At 34.4% G+C, this 21,059-nt stretch carries 23 protein-coding genes; 2 read left to right on the forward strand and 21 right to left on the reverse strand.

The window, feature by feature from the left end:
* Window positions 1–117: 117 nt before the first annotated feature.
* The 11 genes from ACQKP0_RS07385 to ACQKP0_RS07435 form a co-directional block, all read right to left on the reverse strand.
* Window positions 118–1,893, reverse strand: a complete 1,776-nt coding sequence (locus ACQKP0_RS07385; RefSeq protein ID WP_427405179.1) for an ATP-binding protein — start codon at window positions 1,891–1,893, stop codon at window positions 118–120.
* Entirely contained in the window at window positions 1,890–2,606 is a 717-nt protein-coding gene (locus ACQKP0_RS07390) for a response regulator (protein WP_427405180.1), read from the reverse strand. The genes ACQKP0_RS07385 and ACQKP0_RS07390 overlap by 4 nt, the downstream gene beginning before the upstream one ends.
* Window positions 2,607–2,691: 85 nt before the next feature.
* On the reverse strand, window positions 2,692–3,900 hold the full coding sequence (gene ccsB / locus ACQKP0_RS07395; protein WP_427405181.1) for a c-type cytochrome biogenesis protein CcsB: 1,209 nt from the start codon (window positions 3,898–3,900) through the stop codon (window positions 2,692–2,694).
* A 12-nt stretch (window positions 3,901–3,912) separates the two neighbouring features.
* Window positions 3,913–5,538 carry a cytochrome c biogenesis protein ResB gene (gene resB / locus ACQKP0_RS07400; protein ID WP_427405182.1) on the reverse strand — a complete coding sequence of 542 codons (1,626 nt, stop codon included), beginning with the start codon at window positions 5,536–5,538 and terminating at the stop codon, window positions 3,913–3,915.
* A 12-nt stretch (window positions 5,539–5,550) separates the two neighbouring features.
* Window positions 5,551–6,084, reverse strand: coding sequence for a thiol-disulfide oxidoreductase ResA (resA, locus tag ACQKP0_RS07405; RefSeq protein WP_427405183.1), 534 nt, complete (start codon window positions 6,082–6,084; stop codon window positions 5,551–5,553).
* A gap of 99 nt (window positions 6,085–6,183) precedes the next feature.
* Window positions 6,184–6,918, reverse strand: coding sequence for a 23S rRNA pseudouridine(2605) synthase RluB (gene rluB, locus ACQKP0_RS07410; protein ID WP_427405184.1), 735 nt, complete (start codon window positions 6,916–6,918; stop codon window positions 6,184–6,186).
* A gap of 112 nt (window positions 6,919–7,030) precedes the next feature.
* Entirely contained in the window at window positions 7,031–7,561 is a 531-nt protein-coding gene (locus ACQKP0_RS07415) for a spore maturation protein (protein WP_427405185.1), read from the reverse strand.
* Between the two features lies 1 nt (window position 7,562).
* The gene (locus ACQKP0_RS07420; protein WP_427405186.1) at window positions 7,563–8,156 is read right to left on the reverse strand and encodes a nucleoside recognition domain-containing protein; all 594 of its coding nucleotides are present in this window, start codon (window positions 8,154–8,156) and stop codon (window positions 7,563–7,565) included.
* Window positions 8,149–9,264 carry a D-alanyl-D-alanine carboxypeptidase family protein gene (locus tag ACQKP0_RS07425; protein WP_427405187.1) on the reverse strand — a complete coding sequence of 372 codons (1,116 nt, stop codon included), beginning with the start codon at window positions 9,262–9,264 and terminating at the stop codon, window positions 8,149–8,151. Before ACQKP0_RS07425 ends, ACQKP0_RS07420 begins: the two co-directional genes overlap by 8 nt.
* 212 nt (window positions 9,265–9,476) lie before the next feature.
* Complete coding sequence (gene scpB / locus ACQKP0_RS07430; RefSeq protein ID WP_427405188.1) at window positions 9,477–10,067, reverse strand: SMC-Scp complex subunit ScpB; 591 nt, start codon at window positions 10,065–10,067, stop codon at window positions 9,477–9,479.
* Window positions 10,054–10,809 carry a segregation/condensation protein A gene (locus ACQKP0_RS07435; RefSeq protein ID WP_427405189.1) on the reverse strand — a complete coding sequence of 252 codons (756 nt, stop codon included), beginning with the start codon at window positions 10,807–10,809 and terminating at the stop codon, window positions 10,054–10,056. Before ACQKP0_RS07435 ends, scpB begins: the two co-directional genes overlap by 14 nt.
* Window positions 10,810–11,032: 223 nt before the next feature.
* On the opposite strand from ACQKP0_RS07435, the gene ACQKP0_RS07440 reads away from it, so the two are divergent.
* Complete coding sequence (locus tag ACQKP0_RS07440) at window positions 11,033–11,128, forward strand: YjcZ family sporulation protein (protein WP_427405190.1); 96 nt, start codon at window positions 11,033–11,035, stop codon at window positions 11,126–11,128.
* Window positions 11,129–11,306: 178 nt separating this feature from the next.
* Window positions 11,307–11,849 (forward strand): DUF309 domain-containing protein, encoded by a 543-nt coding sequence (locus ACQKP0_RS07445; protein WP_427405191.1) that lies wholly within the window; start codon window positions 11,307–11,309, stop codon window positions 11,847–11,849.
* Between the two features lie 19 nt (window positions 11,850–11,868).
* Here the strand turns inward: ACQKP0_RS07445 and ACQKP0_RS07450 are convergent, their stop codons facing one another.
* The 10 genes from ACQKP0_RS07450 to ACQKP0_RS07495 form a co-directional block, all read right to left on the reverse strand.
* Window positions 11,869–12,234, reverse strand: coding sequence for a GNAT family N-acetyltransferase (locus ACQKP0_RS07450; protein WP_427405192.1), 366 nt, complete (start codon window positions 12,232–12,234; stop codon window positions 11,869–11,871).
* A gap of 415 nt (window positions 12,235–12,649) precedes the next feature.
* Window positions 12,650–13,969 carry a diaminopimelate decarboxylase gene (lysA, locus tag ACQKP0_RS07455; protein ID WP_427405193.1) on the reverse strand — a complete coding sequence of 440 codons (1,320 nt, stop codon included), beginning with the start codon at window positions 13,967–13,969 and terminating at the stop codon, window positions 12,650–12,652.
* 134 nt (window positions 13,970–14,103) lie between these two features.
* Window positions 14,104–15,588, reverse strand: coding sequence for a spore germination protein (locus tag ACQKP0_RS07460; RefSeq protein WP_427405194.1), 1,485 nt, complete (start codon window positions 15,586–15,588; stop codon window positions 14,104–14,106).
* A complete protein-coding gene (locus tag ACQKP0_RS07465; RefSeq protein WP_427405195.1) occupies window positions 15,563–16,150 on the reverse strand; it encodes a stage V sporulation protein AE in 588 nt (195 codons plus the stop codon). Before ACQKP0_RS07465 ends, ACQKP0_RS07460 begins: the two co-directional genes overlap by 26 nt.
* A 198-nt stretch (window positions 16,151–16,348) precedes the next feature.
* Window positions 16,349–16,771, reverse strand: a complete 423-nt coding sequence (locus ACQKP0_RS07470) for a stage V sporulation protein AB (RefSeq protein ID WP_427405327.1) — start codon at window positions 16,769–16,771, stop codon at window positions 16,349–16,351.
* A complete protein-coding gene (locus ACQKP0_RS07475; RefSeq protein ID WP_427405196.1) occupies window positions 16,761–17,381 on the reverse strand; it encodes a stage V sporulation protein AA in 621 nt (206 codons plus the stop codon). The genes ACQKP0_RS07470 and ACQKP0_RS07475 overlap by 11 nt, the downstream gene beginning before the upstream one ends.
* A gap of 329 nt (window positions 17,382–17,710) precedes the next feature.
* Window positions 17,711–18,469 (reverse strand): RNA polymerase sporulation sigma factor SigF, encoded by a 759-nt coding sequence (sigF, locus tag ACQKP0_RS07480; RefSeq protein WP_427405197.1) that lies wholly within the window; start codon window positions 18,467–18,469, stop codon window positions 17,711–17,713.
* 12 nt (window positions 18,470–18,481) lie between these two features.
* Window positions 18,482–18,922 (reverse strand): anti-sigma F factor, encoded by a 441-nt coding sequence (gene spoIIAB / locus ACQKP0_RS07485; protein ID WP_427405198.1) that lies wholly within the window; start codon window positions 18,920–18,922, stop codon window positions 18,482–18,484.
* Window positions 18,923–18,925: 3 nt separating this feature from the next.
* Entirely contained in the window at window positions 18,926–19,276 is a 351-nt protein-coding gene (gene spoIIAA / locus ACQKP0_RS07490; protein WP_427405199.1) for an anti-sigma F factor antagonist, read from the reverse strand.
* 441 nt (window positions 19,277–19,717) lie between these two features.
* Window positions 19,718–20,881 (reverse strand): D-alanyl-D-alanine carboxypeptidase family protein, encoded by a 1,164-nt coding sequence (locus ACQKP0_RS07495; RefSeq protein ID WP_427405200.1) that lies wholly within the window; start codon window positions 20,879–20,881, stop codon window positions 19,718–19,720.
* Window positions 20,882–21,059: the final 178 nt, after the last annotated feature.

Here is a 21,059-nt window from a genome sequence, read left to right on the forward strand (position 1 = left end):
TAATATTAGCGCTTTTTTTAAAAGGGTTATTAAACTTATTTCTATATAATTAAGAAGTGAATATATCTAGATTACACTCATTGTTTCTCATGAAACAAGATTTCTCGCCAACATTCATCACGATTTATCGAATTCTTTAGGTAAAAAGAAGGAAAATGTCGTCCCTTGTCCAACTTTGCTTTTAACTGAAATTTTCCCATTATGAGCTTCAACAATGTTTTTTGCAATAGCCAAACCTAATCCCGTTCCAGATTTACCTCTAGTCCTTGCCTTATCTGCTTTATAAAAGCGTTCAAAAACAAACGGAAGGTCTTCTTCTGGAATTCCTGATCCATTGTCTTCTACATGTATGTGATATCCATTTTCATTTTCTTCTAACTTGACTTTTACGTACCCGTTATTTGAAGTGTGTCTTATAGCATTATCAATTAAATTTGTTAACACCTGCTCAATCCTATCCGCGTCAATAAAAATAGTATCACTAGAAGAATTTATTTCACAGTTCAAATGTACATTGCTTTCTTTCGCCAGACCGTAAAACTTATTTGTTACCCTTTCAATAAACGGATGAATCGGAACATCATCTATTACTAGAGTAATATGGCCAGCTTCCATTCTCGCAAGATCTAATAATTCATTTACTAATCTCCCGATACGCAATGTTTCATCATAGATGATTTTGGCAAAGTCCTTTTTTTCATCCTCTGTGGTAGCAATATCATCAATAATCGCTTCGCTGTACCCTTGCAGCATAGCAATCGGAGTCCTTAATTCATGAGAAACATTTGCAATGAAATCCACTCGCAGTTTATCTAATCTTCGTTCTTCAGTCATATCACGAATAACAGCTACTGCACCACGTACACTATCTTGATTATAAAGTGGACTTACGATTATTACATAGGTATGGCCTTGTATTGTTAGTTCACCTGTTTGTTCCATCTCAGTTTCAAGAACTTTTTGCAAAAGTAATTCTTCAAGAGGGAGAAATGTATCATTTTCTCCTTGATCATAAAACCATTGTTGAAGGAATCTTTCAGCAGGTGGATTAGTAATTAATATTGTTCCATCACGATTAATTGTTATTACTCCGTCAGCCATACTACTTAAAATGCTAGTAAGCTGCTCCTTTTCTTGCTTTAATGCATTCATATTAAATTTTAATTGTTTTCCCATATGATTAAATGCTGTTGCCAGTTCACCTATTTCATCATGTGTAAGGATTGGAACTTTTTTATCAAACTTCCCCTTGGTAATCTCAAATGCAGCTTCACGCATTTTCCTTAATGGTGCGGCAATTCTTGTAGATAAAAAGAAAGCAAAACCTGTCGTTAATATTATCGCAATCCCAGCTGCCAACAAAATTAATTTTGTTGTTTGGTTTGTTGTCTCTTTTAACATTTCTAATGATTGATAGATAAATATAGCACCATTTTCGCCTTGCCTAACATGTAACGGTGCAGAGGCAACGATAACATTATCATATCTGTTTTTGGATTTTTTATCTGGAGTAGAAAACTCTTTTATTTTCGTTTGATCTTTATTAAAAACACCCGAAAACTCTGGATCTTCAATAATTGTTTTTGGTGGTATTTTATCAGTTTCATGAATGTTAGGTGAATAGAACACATTATCCTTGCTGTAAGCGATCATTACCTTAGTCGATTGATCAACAAATTCCAATGCCAATTCCTTACCGATGTCATCACCAGAATGAGACTCAACGATATTTGCCACTTTGTGAGCAGTATTGGATAGTTCTTGTTCAATCTGCGTAACATGGTATTTCTCAAAAAACTCTAGTAGAAGAATCGTTAAAATGAATAAAACGAATGAGACAAGTACTAAAATAGTTAACCAGAGTTTTCCTACTACACTTCTCCATAATCTCATTCTGAAGAAACCTCAAATTTATATCCAACTCCCCAAACGGTTACAATCATTTTTGCTGCTTGCTCAGAAACACGATTTAATTTTTCACGTAATCTTTTTACATGGGTATCTACTGTACGTAAATCTCCGAAAAATTCATAGTGCCAAACTTCTTTCAATAAATGTTCCCGATCAAATACTTTATCCGGTGACTTTGCTAAAAAGTATAATAATTCATATTCTTTTGGTGTTAAATTCACTTCTTTGCCATCAGCACTTACACGATGTGCATCATTATCAATTGTTAAATGATTATAAACAATCATGTCCTTTGCTTTCGTATCAGTATTCAAGAAGCTGGTAGTTGAGGACCTGCGTAACAAGGCTTTCACACGTAATACAACTTCTCTCGGACTAAATGGTTTTACAATATAATCATCTGTTCCTACCTCAAAGCCTTCTACTCGATTTGCTTCTTCACCTTTAGCTGTCAACATAATAATAGGTGTTGCTTTTTTTTCCCTTAACTCTTTACATACCTCAATTCCACTCTTACCTGGCATCATTAAATCAAGAAGAATGCAGTCATAATCACTTTCTAAAGCCATCTTAAGTGCCGTATCACCGTCACCAGCTTCTTCAATGAAATAATTTTCTCTTTCAAGATACATTTTTAATAATCTTCTAATACGATCCTCATCATCTACAACTAAAATCTTTGCTTCATATTCCATCGATATCCCCCCCAATATTATGAATCTTTTTGAAAAAGCCTTCACAGCTGTGAAGGCTTTATTTGTTTTTTATTCAATCGAAAAATCAATTTGATGCATAGGAATGTAAACCAGCAATAACCAGGTTAACAGCAACTAAGTTGAACATAATAATAGCAAATCCGACGACTGCTAACCAAGCTGATTTCTCACCATGCCATCCTTTGGAAAGTCGTAAATGGAGAAAGGCGGCATAAAATAACCAAGTTACAAGTGCCCATACCTCTTTTGGATCCCATCCCCAAGGACGACTCCAAGCAATTTGTGCCCAAATCATAGCAAATATTAAGCCACCAAGTGTAAATACTGGGAATCCAATAATTACAGACCGATAACTTATTTCATCTACAAAATCTAATTTTAAATTTTTAGTAATTGGTTGTAACATCGCACCAATCCGTTTTCGACCGATTAATCTGATTAGTAGATAGAGAATTATACCCGAAATAAAAGACCATATCACCGTATTTAATTTCAATGCATTTATAATAGCTGGAACAGTAATCAATGGTTTGAAACGATCGGGTGTTTGTAACTCACCTTCATGTGGCCCTACTAAGGCCGGCATATGGTAAACCATTCCATTTTCATTAACCTTCTCAACACCATTTTTATCAACCCAATTAAAAGATGCTTTATAATCCATCACTGAAAAAATCGATGTACTTATTACAAAACCTAACACAGATATTAATGCAAACATAACAACTTCAAGCAAAAAAGTACGAGTACTACGTTTGGATTGATCAATTGATTTAACTAAATAGATTAAACCTGCCGCGAAACTAATTGCTAAAATTCCTTCACCAGCAGCGACCGTTGTTACATGAATATATAACCAATGACTTTTTAGTGAAGGAACTAGCGGGTTAAGTTCACCAGGGAACATACTTGCAAATGCAATAACTAATAATGCAATAGGTAAGGCAAATAATCCTAATACTGGTGTTTTATAAATAAAGTAAATTATGATAAATGCTCCTACAAGCATCATACCAAAGAAAGTAACAAACTCAAACATATTGCTTACTGGCGCATGCCGAGAAGCAATCCAACGCAGAACAAAGTATCCAACTTGTGAAATAAATCCAATTATTGCAATAGAGATCGCAATTTTCCCCCACCGATTAGGCTTTTCATCGTTTCCATGAATTTTCTTTTGACGAATCGCCCCTCCGAAAAAGAAAGTGCCTAATAAATAAAGAATAAATGCAGCATAAAGTAAGTTACTGCTTAATTTAACTAAGTCAGACAAATTTGCCCCTCCTTAAATCTCTTTTTTCTTTTCATGTTGATCAACTGGTTCAGGAATGTTTGTACCCTCGAGAATTAATTTTATTTCATTTTTAATTCCGTACCAATTTTTGTTCGTATGGGCAGCAACCTTAACTTCTCCATTTTCCCTTCGAATCCATATTCTTCGATGATTCCAATACATGCCTTGAATAACACCGATCATAAAGATAGCGCCTCCAACAGCAAGTATCCAAAGTGTTAAATCTTTATGAACTTGTAATGCTGAAACGTTTCTTGTATCAATAGATTTAAATGCTATCTTATAGTCATTTTCACCGAGAGGCTCAACATTTTGTTTAATTGCTACAAAACTAACTTCCCCTTTTGGATGCTCAGGAGAGAACATTCTAAATAAGAAAGCTGGATTATTCGGTACAGAAGAGCTTGTCTGTGGCTCTCCGTTTTTAGCAAATCCCGAAAAATCAGGGTAATAACCCATTAATTCTACTTTATACCCATTTTTTAAATTATAAACATTTTGCGGATCAAATAAATCAATTGTAAGATCCCCAAAGGATTCTCCATTTGATTTTTTTTGCAATTCAAAGGACATCGCCTTTAATTCATCAAGCTTATAGTCCATTTGATATAATGCAAAATGGCCAGCCTTAAGCGGGGTATTTACCTTGATTGAAAAATCTTTCACTTTTTTTAGCTTATCTGCTTCCCCTGCAATTCCACCGTCCATACGTTCGTACAATACGACATTCGTTTGAAAGTTTTTGGCTACCGACCCAACCCGGCTAAGTGCTTGATCAAAAGTCTTTTTGTCCTTCTCTTTATCATAAGTTTCCAAAATAAATTTTTTATTTTCCAGAAAAAATTTTTCATTTGTACCGGGAATGACTTTTTTCTCACCTTCACGAACCCACATTAATTCATCTACATACATTCCAGGAACAAATCTTAACATTCCACCAATAAGAAAGATAATTAGTCCAATATGATTTACGTAAGGACCCCATCTTGAAAAGCGGCCCTTTTCGGCAAGGATGTTTCCATCCTCTTCACGAATTTTATATCTTTTTTTCACTAATTTTTGTTTAATGGAATCAAAGGCATTTTCAGACAATACGTTATCTGTTCTAACATAAAGCCGCTGACGTTTTAAAAAGCCTTCATGTCTTGTTACTTTTTGATTTTTTAATGCTCTATGCAGCGGAATAAAACGATCAAGACTACAAATGACCAATGAAACTCCGATACTTGCAACCAATAATAAATACCACCAAGAACTATATAAATCTTGAAATCCTAATTTGTACCAAAGTTCTCCAAACCATCCATATTCATCTTTATAATATTTTTCTGGTGTTAATGAATTTATGTAATCCTGTTGCGGCAGTATGGTACCAATAGCACTTGCGATTAAAGTAATAACGATAAGCCATACCCCAACTTTAACTGAAGAAAAAAAGTTCCATACTTTATCAATAATTGTCTTATTATACGTTTGTGAACGACGTGCACTACCTTCATAGCGCATGTCATGAAGTTTCTCTTGTTTCGCTTCTTCTGTAAGTGCTCTTCCACATGATTCACATAGAATCGTACCAATAGGATTAACATGACCACACTCACATTTTATTTCCTTCATACTAAAAACTCCTTATGGTTTGATACTCTCCATTAAGTTTTGTATATCATCTCTTGTCATGCTTTTTATTACGATATGTTTCACTTTTCCATCGGGGCTAATGAAAAAGGATGTCGGAATCGGGTTAATTCCATATGCATTTTGAACATCTCTGCTTTTATCTACTAGAACAGGAAAATTTAGACTATAATTTTTAATAAATTTATTTACCAAGAAGTTAGATTCCCCCACATTCACTGCGATAATTTCTACTCCTTGTTTTTTATACTCTTTATATAAGTCAACCATGTAAGGCATTTCCGCTTTGCAAGGTTCGCACCATGTCCCCCAGAAGTTTAAAAATACCCCTTTCCCCTTGAAATCAGATAATCGATATTTATGTCCGTTCATGTCTTGTAAAACAAAATTTGGTGCATGATCGCCTACTGCAATTTTCCCTCGACTATCTTTTGTTAAACTAGCGTATAATGTATATCCAACTGCTGCAATTAAAATGATTAGTATGACGGTTCTAATAATTAACCTTTGTTTTTTCTTTTGAGACATTTAACAACCTCCAATCGAAAATCCGTCACATTTACGACCTTCATTATATCATTTCCTCAAAATATCGTTATTAGCATAATATGAAGGTTATGTGAAACTTTATTGTTGACCTGTACCTGTTTCAGCCAATGCTCTAAGCTGTTTTACTTCGTGTGGAGAAAGCTCTCTAATTTCACCTGCATTCAGTCCATGTAAATTCAAGAATGCATAACGCTCACGCTTTAGTTTTTGAACAGGATGTCCAATCGCTTCTAGCATACGACGAACTTGTCGATTCTTTCCCTCATGAATAGTTAATTCAATGATCGATTTTTGTGTTTTCTTATCAAGCGATAACAATTTTGCTTTTGCTGGAGCAGTCATCCCATCCTCTAATTTTATTCCTTTTTCTAATTGTTTTAATGACTGTTTAGTTGGGACTCCTTTCACTTTAGCGACATAGGTTTTATTAATTTCATAACGGGGGTGCATAAGTAAATTAGCAAAATCACCATCATTGGTTAATAAAAGTAAACCGGAAGTTTCGTAGTCTAATCGGCCTATAGGATATACCCTTTCTTTGATTTCTGGCAGAAAATCAGTAACTACTTTGCGGTTTTTATCATCTTTTACAGCAGAAATGACTCCTCTAGGTTTATACATTAATAAATAAAGCTTTTCTTCTCTCTCAATAGGAATTTCATTTACTTCCACCTTATCATTAGCAGAAACTTTTGTACCTAATTCCGTTACGATCTTTCCGTTTACTTTTACTTTTCCCTCTAAAATTAATTCTTCTGCCTTTCTACGGGAAGCAATCCCTGCATGTGCTATTACCTTTTGAAGACGTTCCATCTATTCTTCACCTCATTATTTTTTTTCAAGCTTGTCCATTATGAATTATTACATATCAATCAAAAAAAGCAAAGATTCTAAGTGAGTAGAAAAAAAATTGGATGCTGGTTGATTAACCAAACATCCAAGTTATGATAATAATTGCTGCACTTATCCCTACTAAATCAGCTAAAAGACCCACTTTCAACGCATCCCCCATTTTCTTTATTCCAACTGCTCCAAAATATACAGTTAATACATATAATGTTGTATCTGTGCTTCCTTGAATAGTCGAGGCTAACCTTCCGATAAAGGTATCAGGTCCATGAACCTTTAGAATATCGCTCATAATCCCTAATGCTGCATTACCTGATATCGGACGGATTAATGCGAGAGGAACTACTTCAGAAGGCACCCCAAGCCAATCTAACACAGGGCGGATCAATTGTACAAAAAAATCTAATGCCCCGGAGGTTCGAAAGACTGTAATTGCAACCAACATACCAATAAGAAATGGGATAATTGAAACCGCTATTTTTATACCTTCCTTCCCGCCATCCACAAAGCTTTCATAGGCTGGGACCTTTTTCCACGCACTATATATCAGTATATAAGCAATAAGGATCGGAATAATCCATACAGAAATAATGGATATTATGTGCATATCATTTCACCCCATTCCGGGATCTTTTATAGTAATAGTAGCGGTCAATGATAATCGCAGCAATTGTTGCAACAGTAGTAGCAATTAATGTGGGACCAACTATTTCTGTAGGAGAAGCAGAATGATAATTCATGCGTATTGCAATGACAGTCGTAGGAATAAGTGTCAAACCCGATGTATTTAAAGCCAAAAATGTAATCATCGATCGACTTGCATGCGGCTTTCCGCCATTTAATTCCTTTAATTGCTCCATCGCTTTTATTCCAAGCGGGGTAGCAGCATTTCCTAGACCGAACATATTAGCAATTATATTCGATAATATGTAGCCCATAGCCGGATGATTTTCGGGAACCTCTGGAAATAGCTTTTTAATTATTGGCCGGAAAAGCTTAGAAAATTTATCCAATAACCCTGAATCTTGAGCTATTCTCATTATTCCTAGCCAAAATACTAAGATACTAATTAAACCTATACAAAGTGTAACAGCTTCATTCGAGGATTGAAAAATAGCTTCATTCACATCTTTCATTTTTCCGTTAATTGCCGCGAACACTAAACCTATTAACGTCATGCAAATCCATATATAATTAACCATCTGTTTTCACACCCATATGGATCGTTAATAATTGAATAAAAAAACCGAACCATTCTTTCTTTTTTTCTTCGTACACATATTTATAAAAAATAGGAACTGTTCTAATTGGTTCTTTATTCATATAAACTACTGCTTTCCCTACAATTTCAGGTATATTACCCTTGTCTTTCCAATCTTTTTGTGCTTTTAATAGTTTATATTCTACCTCAATTGATCCTAATTCATTTTTGGTTAATGAATACAATACTTGATTTTCTATAAAGACATGATCTTTTAAGTACTTATTTTTAATCGCTTTGATCATACCTTTATCTAAGACGATGGTTGTATCATAATTTTTAAATCCATATTCAAACATACTAATATGATCATTCCAATCATCAGGTCCATTTAAAGTAACAGCAATTAGGTTTTGATGATCTTTAGTTGCTGTTGTAACTAATGTCCGTTTAGCCCGTTTTGTAAATCCTGTTTTTCCACCTGTGCAATATTTATATTTTTCTGTTAACAATCGATTCTTATTTCCCCACCCTTTGTAAGATTTCGTTCCAGATATTTCTCTATAAATTTTATTTTGCATTGCATAACGTGTTAATAATGCCATGTCATAAGCAGTTGAGAAATGATTCTCACTATTATCCAAACCACTCGGGTTTGCAAAATGGCTATTGACCATTCCAATTTCTTTTGCTTTTTGATTCATTAAAAACACAAACCCTTCAATACTTCCTCCTACATGTTCTGCGATTGCATTTGCCGCATCATTTCCAGATCTGAGCATAAGCCCATATACTAAATCCTTAAGATTTATATGATCTCCTGGCTTCAAATAAATGGATGAACCTTCTGTCCTCACAGCTGTTTCACTAATTTTTACCTCATCTTTCAATTTGCCTGATTCAATTGCAAGAATCGCTGTCATTATTTTTGTAATTGATGCTATTTTTCGAACATCATTTGCATTTTTCTCAAATAAGATTCTTCCACTGTCCTGATCCATTAATATCGCGCTAGCTGCACTTACAAAAGGTGTAGCCGCAAAGGACTTCCCTGGAAAAATCGCAAATATCAAGACAAAAATCATCACGGATTGAAGTATCTGTTTCATGTATTTGCTCCTCTTCTCTTTGTGCTTATTCATTACTACCTGGAACATTTTCTTTGTACAAGTTTATGCAGGACAAGTACAGATATGATAAGAAAAACGCTACCAAGATTTTCAGAAATTAGAGGACAGTGGTTGGAATAGAAGAAATCGGCGAATATGCCGATTTCTAAAAAGTAAAAAGGCTATTTGCATTATGCAAATAGCCTTTCCTTTTATTTATTTTCGATTGTTTCTTGAAACTTTTCAAAAAACAAATCAGCGTCATCTTGTTCATAATTATCTTCAGTTGACTCAGGTAGCGGAGGTAATTCTTTGATATCTTTTAAACCGAAATAATCCAAAAACTCCTTTGTCGTACCATAAAGTATTGCTCTGCCAGCACCACCTGCTCGGCCAACTTCTTTAATTAAACCTTTTGCTGTAAGAGTTTGTAACGGACGTTCTGTTTTTACACCACGTATTTCTTCAATTTCCAATCTAGTTAATGGCTGCTTATAAGAAATAATAGCTAAAGTCTCCAATGCCGCTTGAGAAAGAGTGCTCATTCCAGGAGATTCAACCAATCTTTTTAAATATAGGGCGTTATCTTTTTTTGTAGCTAGTTGATATGTCCCAGCAAGTTCTACTATTGCAATCCCACGTTCTTTGTTTTCATCATATTCCTGTTTCATTATTTCAACTAATTCAACAGCTTGAAATTCTTCAAGCTCCAAAACAGCCATAATTTGTTTTAATGAAAGTCCTTCATCTCCTGCAGCAAATAGTAAGCTTTCTAAAATTCCTTTCCAATTAATTATTTCCAATCATACTAGCTCCCTTCCTTGCTACAAAAATTTCTTCAAAATTCCCTTCTTGTTCTACATATACTTCATTTCGTTTCATTAATTCTAACACCGCAAGAAATGTGACAACGATATGTTTTTTTTCTAGAACAGGAAACAATGAAAGAAAATTTCGTTTCCCTGACTCAACGGTCAATGTATTTAAAATTTCTTCCATCCGACTTTCAATCGATATCTCTTGTCTAGTTATTTTAGTCGATAAAGGCTTTTGTAATTTTTTTCTTCGCAATAGTTTATTTAAAGCGCCAATCATATCGTAAATTGTTATATCACCTTGTAAATGATCCGATTGAATATCCTTCATATATTCCGATAAATCACTTGGGGGCTTAGTAAACATCTGTCCCCGGTCTTGTTCCATTTGTTTTAATTCCCCGGCGGCTTCTTTATATTTTCGATACTCGATTAGCTTTTCTACTAAATCATCCCTTGGATCTTCTTCATATTCAAAGTCCTCTTCCCATTCTTCCTCTTGCTTAGGAAGCAGCATTTTACTTTTAATCGCAAGCAAAGTGGCTGCCATAACTAAATATTCACTCGCTATATCTAACTCTAAAACTTTCATTGCATGAATATAAATTAAATATTGCTCCGAAATTTCGGCCATAGGTATATCGTAAATATCAATTTCCAATCGATTAATTAAATGCAAAAGAAGATCCAAAGGTCCTTCAAATGCGTCAATCTTTACATTATATTCCAAAATCATCACCAATTTCAAATACTAAAAGCTAATAATAATCAAAACAAAATAATATAAATACAAACTAATCCGCAATATAAGTATAGTGGATTATTTCCCTTAGTCCAATATAAATTTATTCAATACATTGATGACATTGAAAAAAATAGGCTTTGGCCTATACAACTTACCCAGAAATACATAGAATAAAACGACTAAACTAAATAATCAGGAGGTTTTACCCATGGCAGATGGATTTGGTTACGGCAGCGGATTCGCGTTGATAGTAGTATTATTTATTTTATTAATTATAGTTGGTAGTGCTTATATTTGCTACTGATGACATAAATAAATATTTTTTGATGCAATAAAACACGTCCAGAATAATAGACTGAACGTGTTTTTTGTTTAAACATCATTTGGAAACTATGGAAACAACAATTATAGTTTATGATAGAATAAAATATTCATAGTTTTTGTGTTACACTTACATAAGTATATTCGAAAGGAGTAAATAAATGACATTTCCTGAAGCCTATATCCAATATTTAGTTCATTTTCATGGAGATAGAGATTTTTTTGAATGTCACGAACTTCTAGAAGATCATTGGAAGCAGTATGATAATAGAGATCGAGATTCTGTTTGGGTCGGATTAATTCAATTAGCTGTTTCTCTCTATCACTATCGAAGAAAAAATATAGTTGGCGGTATCAAAATGATGGACAAAGCCATAATAAATGTAAAAAAGAATATTGTTTTTTTAACAACATTAAAAATAGATACAGAAGACCTATTAAAGCAAATGAACCATGTACTTATAAGGATGAAAAATAGGGATGATTACCTAAATATGAATATCAGAATAACAGATGAAGAATTGCTAAGAATTTGTCAAAAAAGATGCATTCAGCTTGGATTTCAATGGGGAATTTTAAAAGATTTTAACAATGAATATATTATTAATCGTCATTTATTGAGAGATCGGACAGGTATTGAAGTAGAAAGGTATGTATCATCCTTAACAAAGAAATTTGAAAGAAAACAAAGTGTATATATATAAAACTAAAAAAAGGCTTGGTCTATTCTTCCAAGCCTTCTTCATTATAATCACAATTATCACAGAACGATGCTGTATTTTCATTTGGTACTAATGTTTTTCCATCGTAAATTTGCTTTAGAGATTTAAGCATATTTTTGCCAATCCCTTGTTGACGATGGGAAGGATTTACAGAAATGTGTTGAATTTCTACCAATTGATCCTTAAGAATAACACCTACAAGTCCAACGACATCATCATTAACTTTCCACAAAAAAAGTTGCCAGCTATCATCAGTTTCATATTGTTTTATCGTTTGCTGTAATTTTTTAATATCCTTTTCATTTGGCATGAACGATAAAAGACCCATCGCGATCTTCTCAAAGACTTTCTTATATCGAATTAGCATGAATATCCCTCGTTATCCTTTTTGCATAATCTTTATGCTTTTCTATCATTATAAACATAGCAAGAAAATAATAAACGTTTAATATCAATTCAATTACATTGAATCTTTATGTATAAATTTTTGATTCATTCCTAGCTTATACTAAAAACAGCCAATAATAAAGACCCCATCCTAAAGCCATAATAAGTATAAGAATAAACAGCAATATGTTATTTTTCCTCAAAGAATGACACTCCTATTAACAAACTTCTTTAATATACTTTGTCTATTGTATCTATTTTCTACTATTTACGCAATCACAAAAAGGAGGAAAAGAAAGCGATTTCTATTCAAAATATAATAAAATTGTAATAAAACCTAAAAAATTCAAGCTCATTCGAATGAAAATATATTCCTTTCGAACGAGCTTTTATAATTATAAATTAATCTTACTCTGGAGCGGCAAATCTAATCTAATTAAATCTTCATACGTTTCCCGTTTAATGACAAGTTGATCTTCCCCACTCTCAACAAATACAACTGGTGGTCTCGGAATACGATTGTAATTATTTGCCATCGAGTACCCATATGCACCTGTACAAAAAACAGCTAAAATATCATTGCTTTCCACATTTGGCAATGGCAGATCCCAAATAAGCATATCACCAGATTCGCAGCATTTCCCTGCAATGGAATACTTTTCCTTAACCTCGTCGGTAGGCCGATTCGCTAATATAGCTTCATATTTTGCTTCATATAAAGCAGGTCGAATATTATCACTCATACCACCATCAACAGCAATATATTTGCGCACATTTGGGACATCTTTACTGGAACCTATTGTATATAAAGTAGTACCTGCTTCACCAACTAAGGATCTACCAGGCTCAATCCATATTTCTGGCATTGAAAGATTATGGAATCTAGTTCGTTTTTGTACTTCAATGATTATCTCACTCACATAACTATCTGGAGAAAGAGGTTCGTCTTCGTCCGTATAGCGAATCCCAAATCCTCCTCCTAAATTCAAAACAGAAGGAAAATATGAAAACTGATTGTTCCATTCAGCTAGCTTGTCGATTATTTTTCTTGCTGCTAAAATAAATCCAGTAGTATCAAATATTTGTGAGCCGATATGACAGTGAATTCCTAGTACATTCAAATATTTGGATTCCAATGATCTCCTTAACGCCTCTTCTACTTGACCATTTTGTAAATCAAATCCAAATTTTGAATCCTCTTGTCCTGTCAATATATAATCATGTGTATGTGCCTCTATTCCAGGAGTAACACGGAGTAAAATCGGTATCTGTTTATCCTTTTTTATACATAGTTGCTGTAATAATTCCAATTCATAAAAATTATCTACAACGATACAGCCAATATTATAATCTAAAGCAAGTTCCAATTCTTCAATACTTTTATTATTCCCATGAAAATGGATTCGATCAACCGGAAAATTAGCAGCAATTGCTGTATATAATTCGCCTCCTGACACAACATCTAATGATAATCCCTCTTCATTCACTAAACTTAACATGGCTATCGAAGAAAATGCCTTACTTGCATAAGCCACTTGAGATTTAATACCTAATTTATCAAAGGTGCGCTTAAATCCTCTAGCACGTTCACGTATTAAAGAAACATCGTACACGTATAAGGGCGTACCGTGTTTTTTGGCTAAATCGACAGTGTCTACTCCGCCTATTTCGAGATGACCTTTTTCATTAATCTTAGAAGTACCGTGAAAATACATTTGCTTCCCTCATTTCCTATTTCGTCACAATAAGGAGAAATAGACAGTTGTCCTAAAGACAAACTGTCTATTTATTCAATATTTCAAATAAATTAGATAAACTTTATCATAAAATATCAGTTTTGGCAATGGGTTTACTTATCAGGAGGCTGCCGAAATCGATCTCTTGGGCGTACGATACTTGGCCTAACTTTTGAACCTGGTACTGTTCTACGAAATAATATATGTGTAATTGCCTGTGGGTTAAAAGGTATAAATGGCCATAAATATGGAGCATTTAACGCCCGAATTTGTACTAAAAATATGATAAATAAGGTTCCTCCAATTAATAGACCTGGCAATTTAAAGAATGCAACAATTAATAGTAATATAACCCTGGCGATTTTATTTGCAATACTTAATTCATAACTTGGTGTAGCATATGTACCAATGGCAGCTACAGCTACATATAAAATAACTTCTGGCACAAACAGTCCAACATCTATTGCAATTTGTCCGATTAAAACAGCAGCAATTAATCCCATGGCAGTAGCTAATGGTGTTGGTGTATGAATCGCTGCAATTCTTAAAAATTCTATCCCCATATCAGCGATAAATAATTGTATAATTAATGGAATATTCGTCTGTTTATTAGGCCCAATAAATTCTAAATGGTTGGGCAGCATGCTTGGATCGATGGCAAATAAATACCATAACGGGAGAAGAAAGAGTGAAGCCACTATTCCAATAAATCGAATCCAGCGTATAAATGTCCCTACCGCTGGTGATTCCCTATATTCTTCTGCATGTTGAACATGGTGAAAGAAAGTGGCGGGTGTAATCATTACGCTTGGAGAAGTGTCTATAAAAATTAAGACATGACCCTCAAGTAAATGGATAGAACCAACATCCGCTCTTTCTGTGTATCTAACTAATGGATATGGATTATATTCTTGTTTTAAAAGGAATTCTTCGATCGTTTTATCTGCCATTGTAATTCCATCGACATCTATCGTTTTCAATTCCTTTTTAATAGTTTCCACTAAATCAGGATTAGCTACTCCTTCAATATAACCGATTGCTACATCTGTTTTGGAGCGCTCTCCTATTTTCATTAATTCAAAACGTAACCTTTCGTCTCGAATTCTTCTTCTAGTAAGAGCTGTGTTTAGTATTATATTTTCTACATACCCATCACGTGATCCCCTTACTACTTTTTCAGTATCAGGTTCCATCGGCTGTCTTCCTGGATAGCTACGGACATCAACAATTAATGCCTCGCCTTCTCCTTCCACAACGATCGCTATTAAACCTGATAAGACTTGGTCAGCCATTTCATCAATAGTTTTTACAATTTCCACGGATTGATTGACAATTCGATTTTGAACAATTTCATAAACCCTGCTTGTTAATCGTTCAGTATCATTAAGTTCTAATAATTCTTTTAAAATTTCAGTAATATATAGAGTATCAGCTAAACCATTTATATAATAGAGTTGAATATTCTTTTTTAATACCTTTATATGGCGGACTCCTAAGTCAAAACTTACACCCAATCCCATTCTTTTTTCAAATATCTTCTCAAGCTCATTGAGGTCTGCGGGAATGGGTGCTTTAGTACTTAGATCTTGTTTTGTCATTAAATCCACTCCTTTCCAAAACTAACTCTACAGCTTTTCTTGTTATTGGAGCTCCCTTTGAATAATGATCTAACTTTCCCATTTTCCCTATATCCCCGATACCTACAATAATCGGTATATTTAATTGATCTAAGCAGTAGACAGTATCGCCATTGATCTTTTTTAATTCCATTTCAGGAATTCCATATTTATCTACACCAAATGGTGTTAAATTTCCATCACGATCGATACAAACATCAACCCTTGTCCACTCTGCCTGATGTGTTTTTGAAGCAACTGCAATAACTCCTAAAACTTGAATGTCAGGATGAGTAGCAACATAAATTAATGATTCCTCACCTTTCCCTTCGCCTAAATATCCACTGTCGTCAAACATCACGAACACAGGATCAACAGGTGCTTTTTTTATTAATTTTACAAGCTGAGGTCCTGATAAATGAGAAGGGTTTCCGTATGATTGTGTGATGCACCTGCCACCTAAATCTTTTGCAATCAATTCAATTGCTTTTCTGGCATATTCATCTCCATCTGTAATTAATATCACCTGACGTTTCATTTTCATACGAAAATCCTTTCCATAAGAATATTTTTATCTACGGTTCTTTTCGTAAACGTTATTGCTTTCAAGTCGAAAAACTTAATTAAACTTGCTTACAACTATAAATTCATCGACTGTTCCCACGAAAAGATTCCCCGAATCATTGCTATTTAAACATGTTAGATACTATCCAAACTATCATCAATCTTTGCAGAATAAACCTTATCTATCAATGAAATACATCCAATGAAATAATGAACCAAATACTTTACCGAAAACTATCGCCATTATTGCTACAATTAAATGACCATCAATCCCAATTCTTTTCGCGAGGATAGGAATAACATTTACAACTTCTGTTAATGCTGCAGCGAGCATTCCGACAAACACTCCACAGGCTAATCCAATTGGTGATAGTAAAAGTGCTGGTAAGTGAAAATAAATATCTCTAAATTGTGCCCAGCCGCCTAATAAAGATCCAAATACAATTGCCCATTCATAATAATAGACCATACTTCCTGTTTTTGATATTTGAGTTAAACGGGGTATAATTCCAAGAACTGATAAAAATGCGACCACGCCGCAACCAACAATTAATCCTCCAGCTAAACCGATCATTATGAGTAATATAGTTTTAATGATCATCAAGGCGCTTAATGCTTTCTTTATTTTCATTCATTACTACGTAGTTGTCGACATCCTGCTGGTAGTTAAAAATTTCTACTTCTAAGGGACTTGGTTCTTCATTAAAGCGTTTTTTAAAAATATGATTAAAATAGATAATCATTCCTAACCCAAGTCCTAAAGAATATGGAATTTGAAGGATTAATGGCTTAGATTCATCGAATCCGGTAATCATTTTATATATCTTTTGATGAACCAGTCTCATACTTACATCCTCATGAAAATTCATAATTGCTAAGGCTGAACCTATAAAAAGCAAAATCCAAATAAGGAGAAAAAAAGGAATAGATAACTTCCTGTTTTTGTAGATGATTTCAATGATTGTTTGTGACGGACCAACTGTCTGAATATCCATCGCCCCAAATTTTTCCGTTATTAAATGTATTACCTTCATGATATCGATGACAACAGAGGTTTTATCTGCCTTAGATACTTGATAAACAGGCATCTGCTTAAGACTTAACAAAATCTTTTCTGGAGCAATAATCTGTGCGATATCAGAAAGTTTAATTGTGCTATCCGGCTTTACTTCAACACGATGGCGAAGCCGCAAATAAATCAAACTCTCCATTTCCTTCAACCCCTAAAATTTTGTGTTTTGTAAATAGTAGTATGTGGAAATGAAGAAATTTCATACATTGTAATAAAATACAACTTTTCAGAACAAAAGCGCAAGCGCCGCAGCTCTAGCGTACGGATTTCGTAGTCTTCGACTGAGATAAAGGAAACACGGTGAGGTAGTTCACGAGCCGATGTTGACTTATCGTAGGGAGGAGACGGAGAAATCCGCTAGCCGATAGGCGCTGGAGCTAGACGTAAACCTCGATCTTCATAAACTTATTCACTGTGCGAGTATTTTATTATTTCCTATACGACTAGAAAACAAAAAGATCGCAGGGTCTACATACCCATACGATCTTTCATTTGCTCCAATATTTTTTTCTCTAACCGGGATACCTGTACTTGTGAAATGCCTAGTCGTTCTGCAACTTCAGATTGTGTTTGATCTTTATAATATCTAAGGTAAACAATCAATCTTTCACGATCATCCAGCCCTCTTATCGCTTCTTTTAAAGCAATATTATCAAACCATTTCTGTTCATTTTGATCTGCAATTTGATCTAACAATGTGATAGGATCTCCATCATTTTCATAAACCGTTTCATGTATGGAAGATGGGGTTCTGCTTGCTTCTTGTGCCATAATAACGTCTTCAGGTGAGATTTCAAGAAATTCTGCTATTTCATTTACCGTTGGAACACGTCCGTAACTCTTCGTTAATTCATCCTTCGCTTTGCGAATTCGGTTTCCGATTTCTTTTAATGATCGACTTACCTTTACAGTGCCATCATCGCGTAAAAAGCGTTGAATTTCTCCAATAATCATTGGAACAGCATATGTTGAAAACTTTACATCATAAGATAAATCAAATTTATCAACCGATTTTAAAAGACCAATACAACCAATTTGAAATAAATCATCTGCTTCATAGCCACGATTTAAAAAGCGTTGAACTACTGACCAAACAAGGCGGATATTCTTTTCTACTATTTGATTTCTCGCCTCTTGATCACCTTCTTGACTTTTTCGTATCAAATCCTTGACCTCATGATCCTTTAAATAGACTTGAGTTTTCTCTTTCTTAAGATCCGCATCCATAGGCACGACTCCTTAATTACATAAGGCTTTATTGAATGCCAAATGCTTTTTTAAACGAATGATGGTGCCTAAGCTAGGTTGAGATTCTACTTCTATTTCATCCATAAAATTTTCCATTATCGTAAATCCCATTCCTGAGCGTTCCAATTCTGGTTTGGTTGTAAAAAGCGGTTGTCTAGCTTCTTCAATGTCAGAGATTCCTACTCCTTCATCTCGAATAATTAATTCAACAACCCCATCCTCTATGGCAACGGATATGTAAACGCTGCCGGCAGGATTACCTTCATATCCATGAATAATAGAGTTCGTAACAGCTTCTGACACCACTGTCTTTATCTCAGTTAGCTCATCCATAGTCGGATCTAGCTGTGCAATAAATGCCGCAACAGTAACCCTTGCAAAGGATTCATTTTGACTAAGTGCAGAAAATTGCATTTGCATTTCATTTCTCATTGTCTACGCAACCCCCAATCTTTCAAGTGCAAACTGTTCTGATTCATCTAAACGAATTATTTTAAACAGACCAGACATCTCGAAAAGCCTTTTAACCGCAGGCGAGATTGCGCAAACAATCATTTCTCCATTTTTTTGTTTAATTTGCTTATATCTTCCTAAAACAACTCCAAGTCCAGAGCTGTCCATAAAGGATAATTGCCCCAAATTTAAGACCAAGTGGTTTATTTGGAACTTTTCTATTGCTTGTGATGCACTTTTACGTAGCGATTCTGCTGAATGGTGATCCAACTCTCCTTTTAAACGAATACAAAGAACATCCTTTTTTACTTCTAAATCAATGGTCAGACTCACTATTTTTACAGCCTCCTTCTAGCTTTTTAATACGAGTTCAAAAAGGAGGACAAAAAGAGCCGAGAAATTCGAGGAAGCGCTAGAACTCGAGCACCGGAACGTATGAATTTAATACGTGAGGAGCGGAGCTGCAAGCTGACTTCAAAAGGTGGAAGTGCCTCGATCAGCCCCGACAAGCAAATGTTCTCTAACCTATGAAGTCCGTTCTTTGACTTCATAGGTTAGAGGTTATTTGACCTCGAGGGGCTAAGCACTGGAACCAGATTAAGAAAAAATTCGACAGCTATTTTTCCCGGACTTTTTGAACAACCTCTTATAGTGAGTCAATTCGATTTTTATTCCTAAATCTCCTGCTGCATGACAAAAGTAGAAGAATATCGTCACAATTAGTACTTCTTCGACTTTAAATACTGAAAAATCGAGCTAAGTATGATGAGACTTTTACTTTGTTTTAGTAAACATTCCGAATGAACGTTTAAATAGTTTCCACCAGCTTGCTTGCTTAACATCTTGACTTGACACTAACTTTGATTCGACGATTACTTTCCCATCCTTTTTGACGGTTAATTTGCCAATTTCATCCCCTTTTTTAATAGGTGCTTTTAAATTTTCTTTTAGTTTAACGGATTTTTTTAGGTGCTCTATTTTTTCGCCCTTTTTTGTTAAAACTGAAATTGACTCGTTTGTTAACGCATTAATTTGCTTGGTATCACCTTTGCTCACCTTAACAATACCTAGAGATTGCCCCTTCTTATATAAAGGATGTGTTACATATTGGGCAAAAGCATAATCAAGCATTTTAGATACTTGTGCATTTCTAACTTTTGTAGAAGGTGCTCCAAATACAACAGCGATAACTCGCATACCGTTTTTCTTAGCTGTTGCGGTTAAACAAAATTTTGCTTCACTTGTAAAACCTGTTTTAAGACCATCTACTCCTGGATAAAACTTTACAAGCTTGTTCGTATTAACAAGCCAAAACTTTTTATCGGTATTTTCTCGTAAATAGGACTCGTATGTACCTGTGAATTTAGTAATTTCTTCATGTCTTAATAATTCCTTTGCCATTATGGCCATGTCGTATGCAGAACTGTAATGGTCATTTTCAGGCAATCCCGTTACATTTTGAAACTTCGTATCTTTTAATCCAAGGTCACTTACTTTTTTATTCATCATCTTTACAAACTCTTCTTCACTTCCAGCTATTTTTTCAGCCATAGCAACAGAAGCATCATTAGCTGAACCGATGGCTATTCCTCTTAGCATCTCCTCTGTTGTCATTTCTTCTCCAGGTTCAAGAAATATCTGCGACCCACCCATAGATGCTGCATATTCACTCGTACGAACCTTTTCATTTAGTGCGATCTTTTTTTGTTCGATTGCTTCCATAATTAGTATCATGGTCATAATCTTTGTCATTGATGCGGGTGGTAGTTTTTCATGACTATTTTTATCGTATAAAATTTCTCCCGTATCACGTTCAATTAAAATTGCTGATTTCGAATCACTTGCTAATTCGGTCTTGGTTTCAGCAGCAAACACAGGTGATGATATGAGCATTGTCAATAAAAATATACTTATTATCATACTTAGTCCTTTTTTCATCTTGACCCCTCCATCGTTTTTCATAGAATGTGGATTAGATTTGAAACTTTAGACATAGAATGAAATCGGCCTTAATTGCCGATTTCTCCTATCTAACTTCTAACCTTCAAAAACATACATAGCACCATTTTTTCCAATCACATCTTTTTTATACAAGCATTTCCTTATACCCATTAAA

Origin of the sequence: Heyndrickxia sp. NPDC080065, assembly GCF_050281185.1 — a bacterium.
Taxonomy (GTDB): domain Bacteria; phylum Bacillota; class Bacilli; order Bacillales; family Bacillaceae_C; genus Heyndrickxia.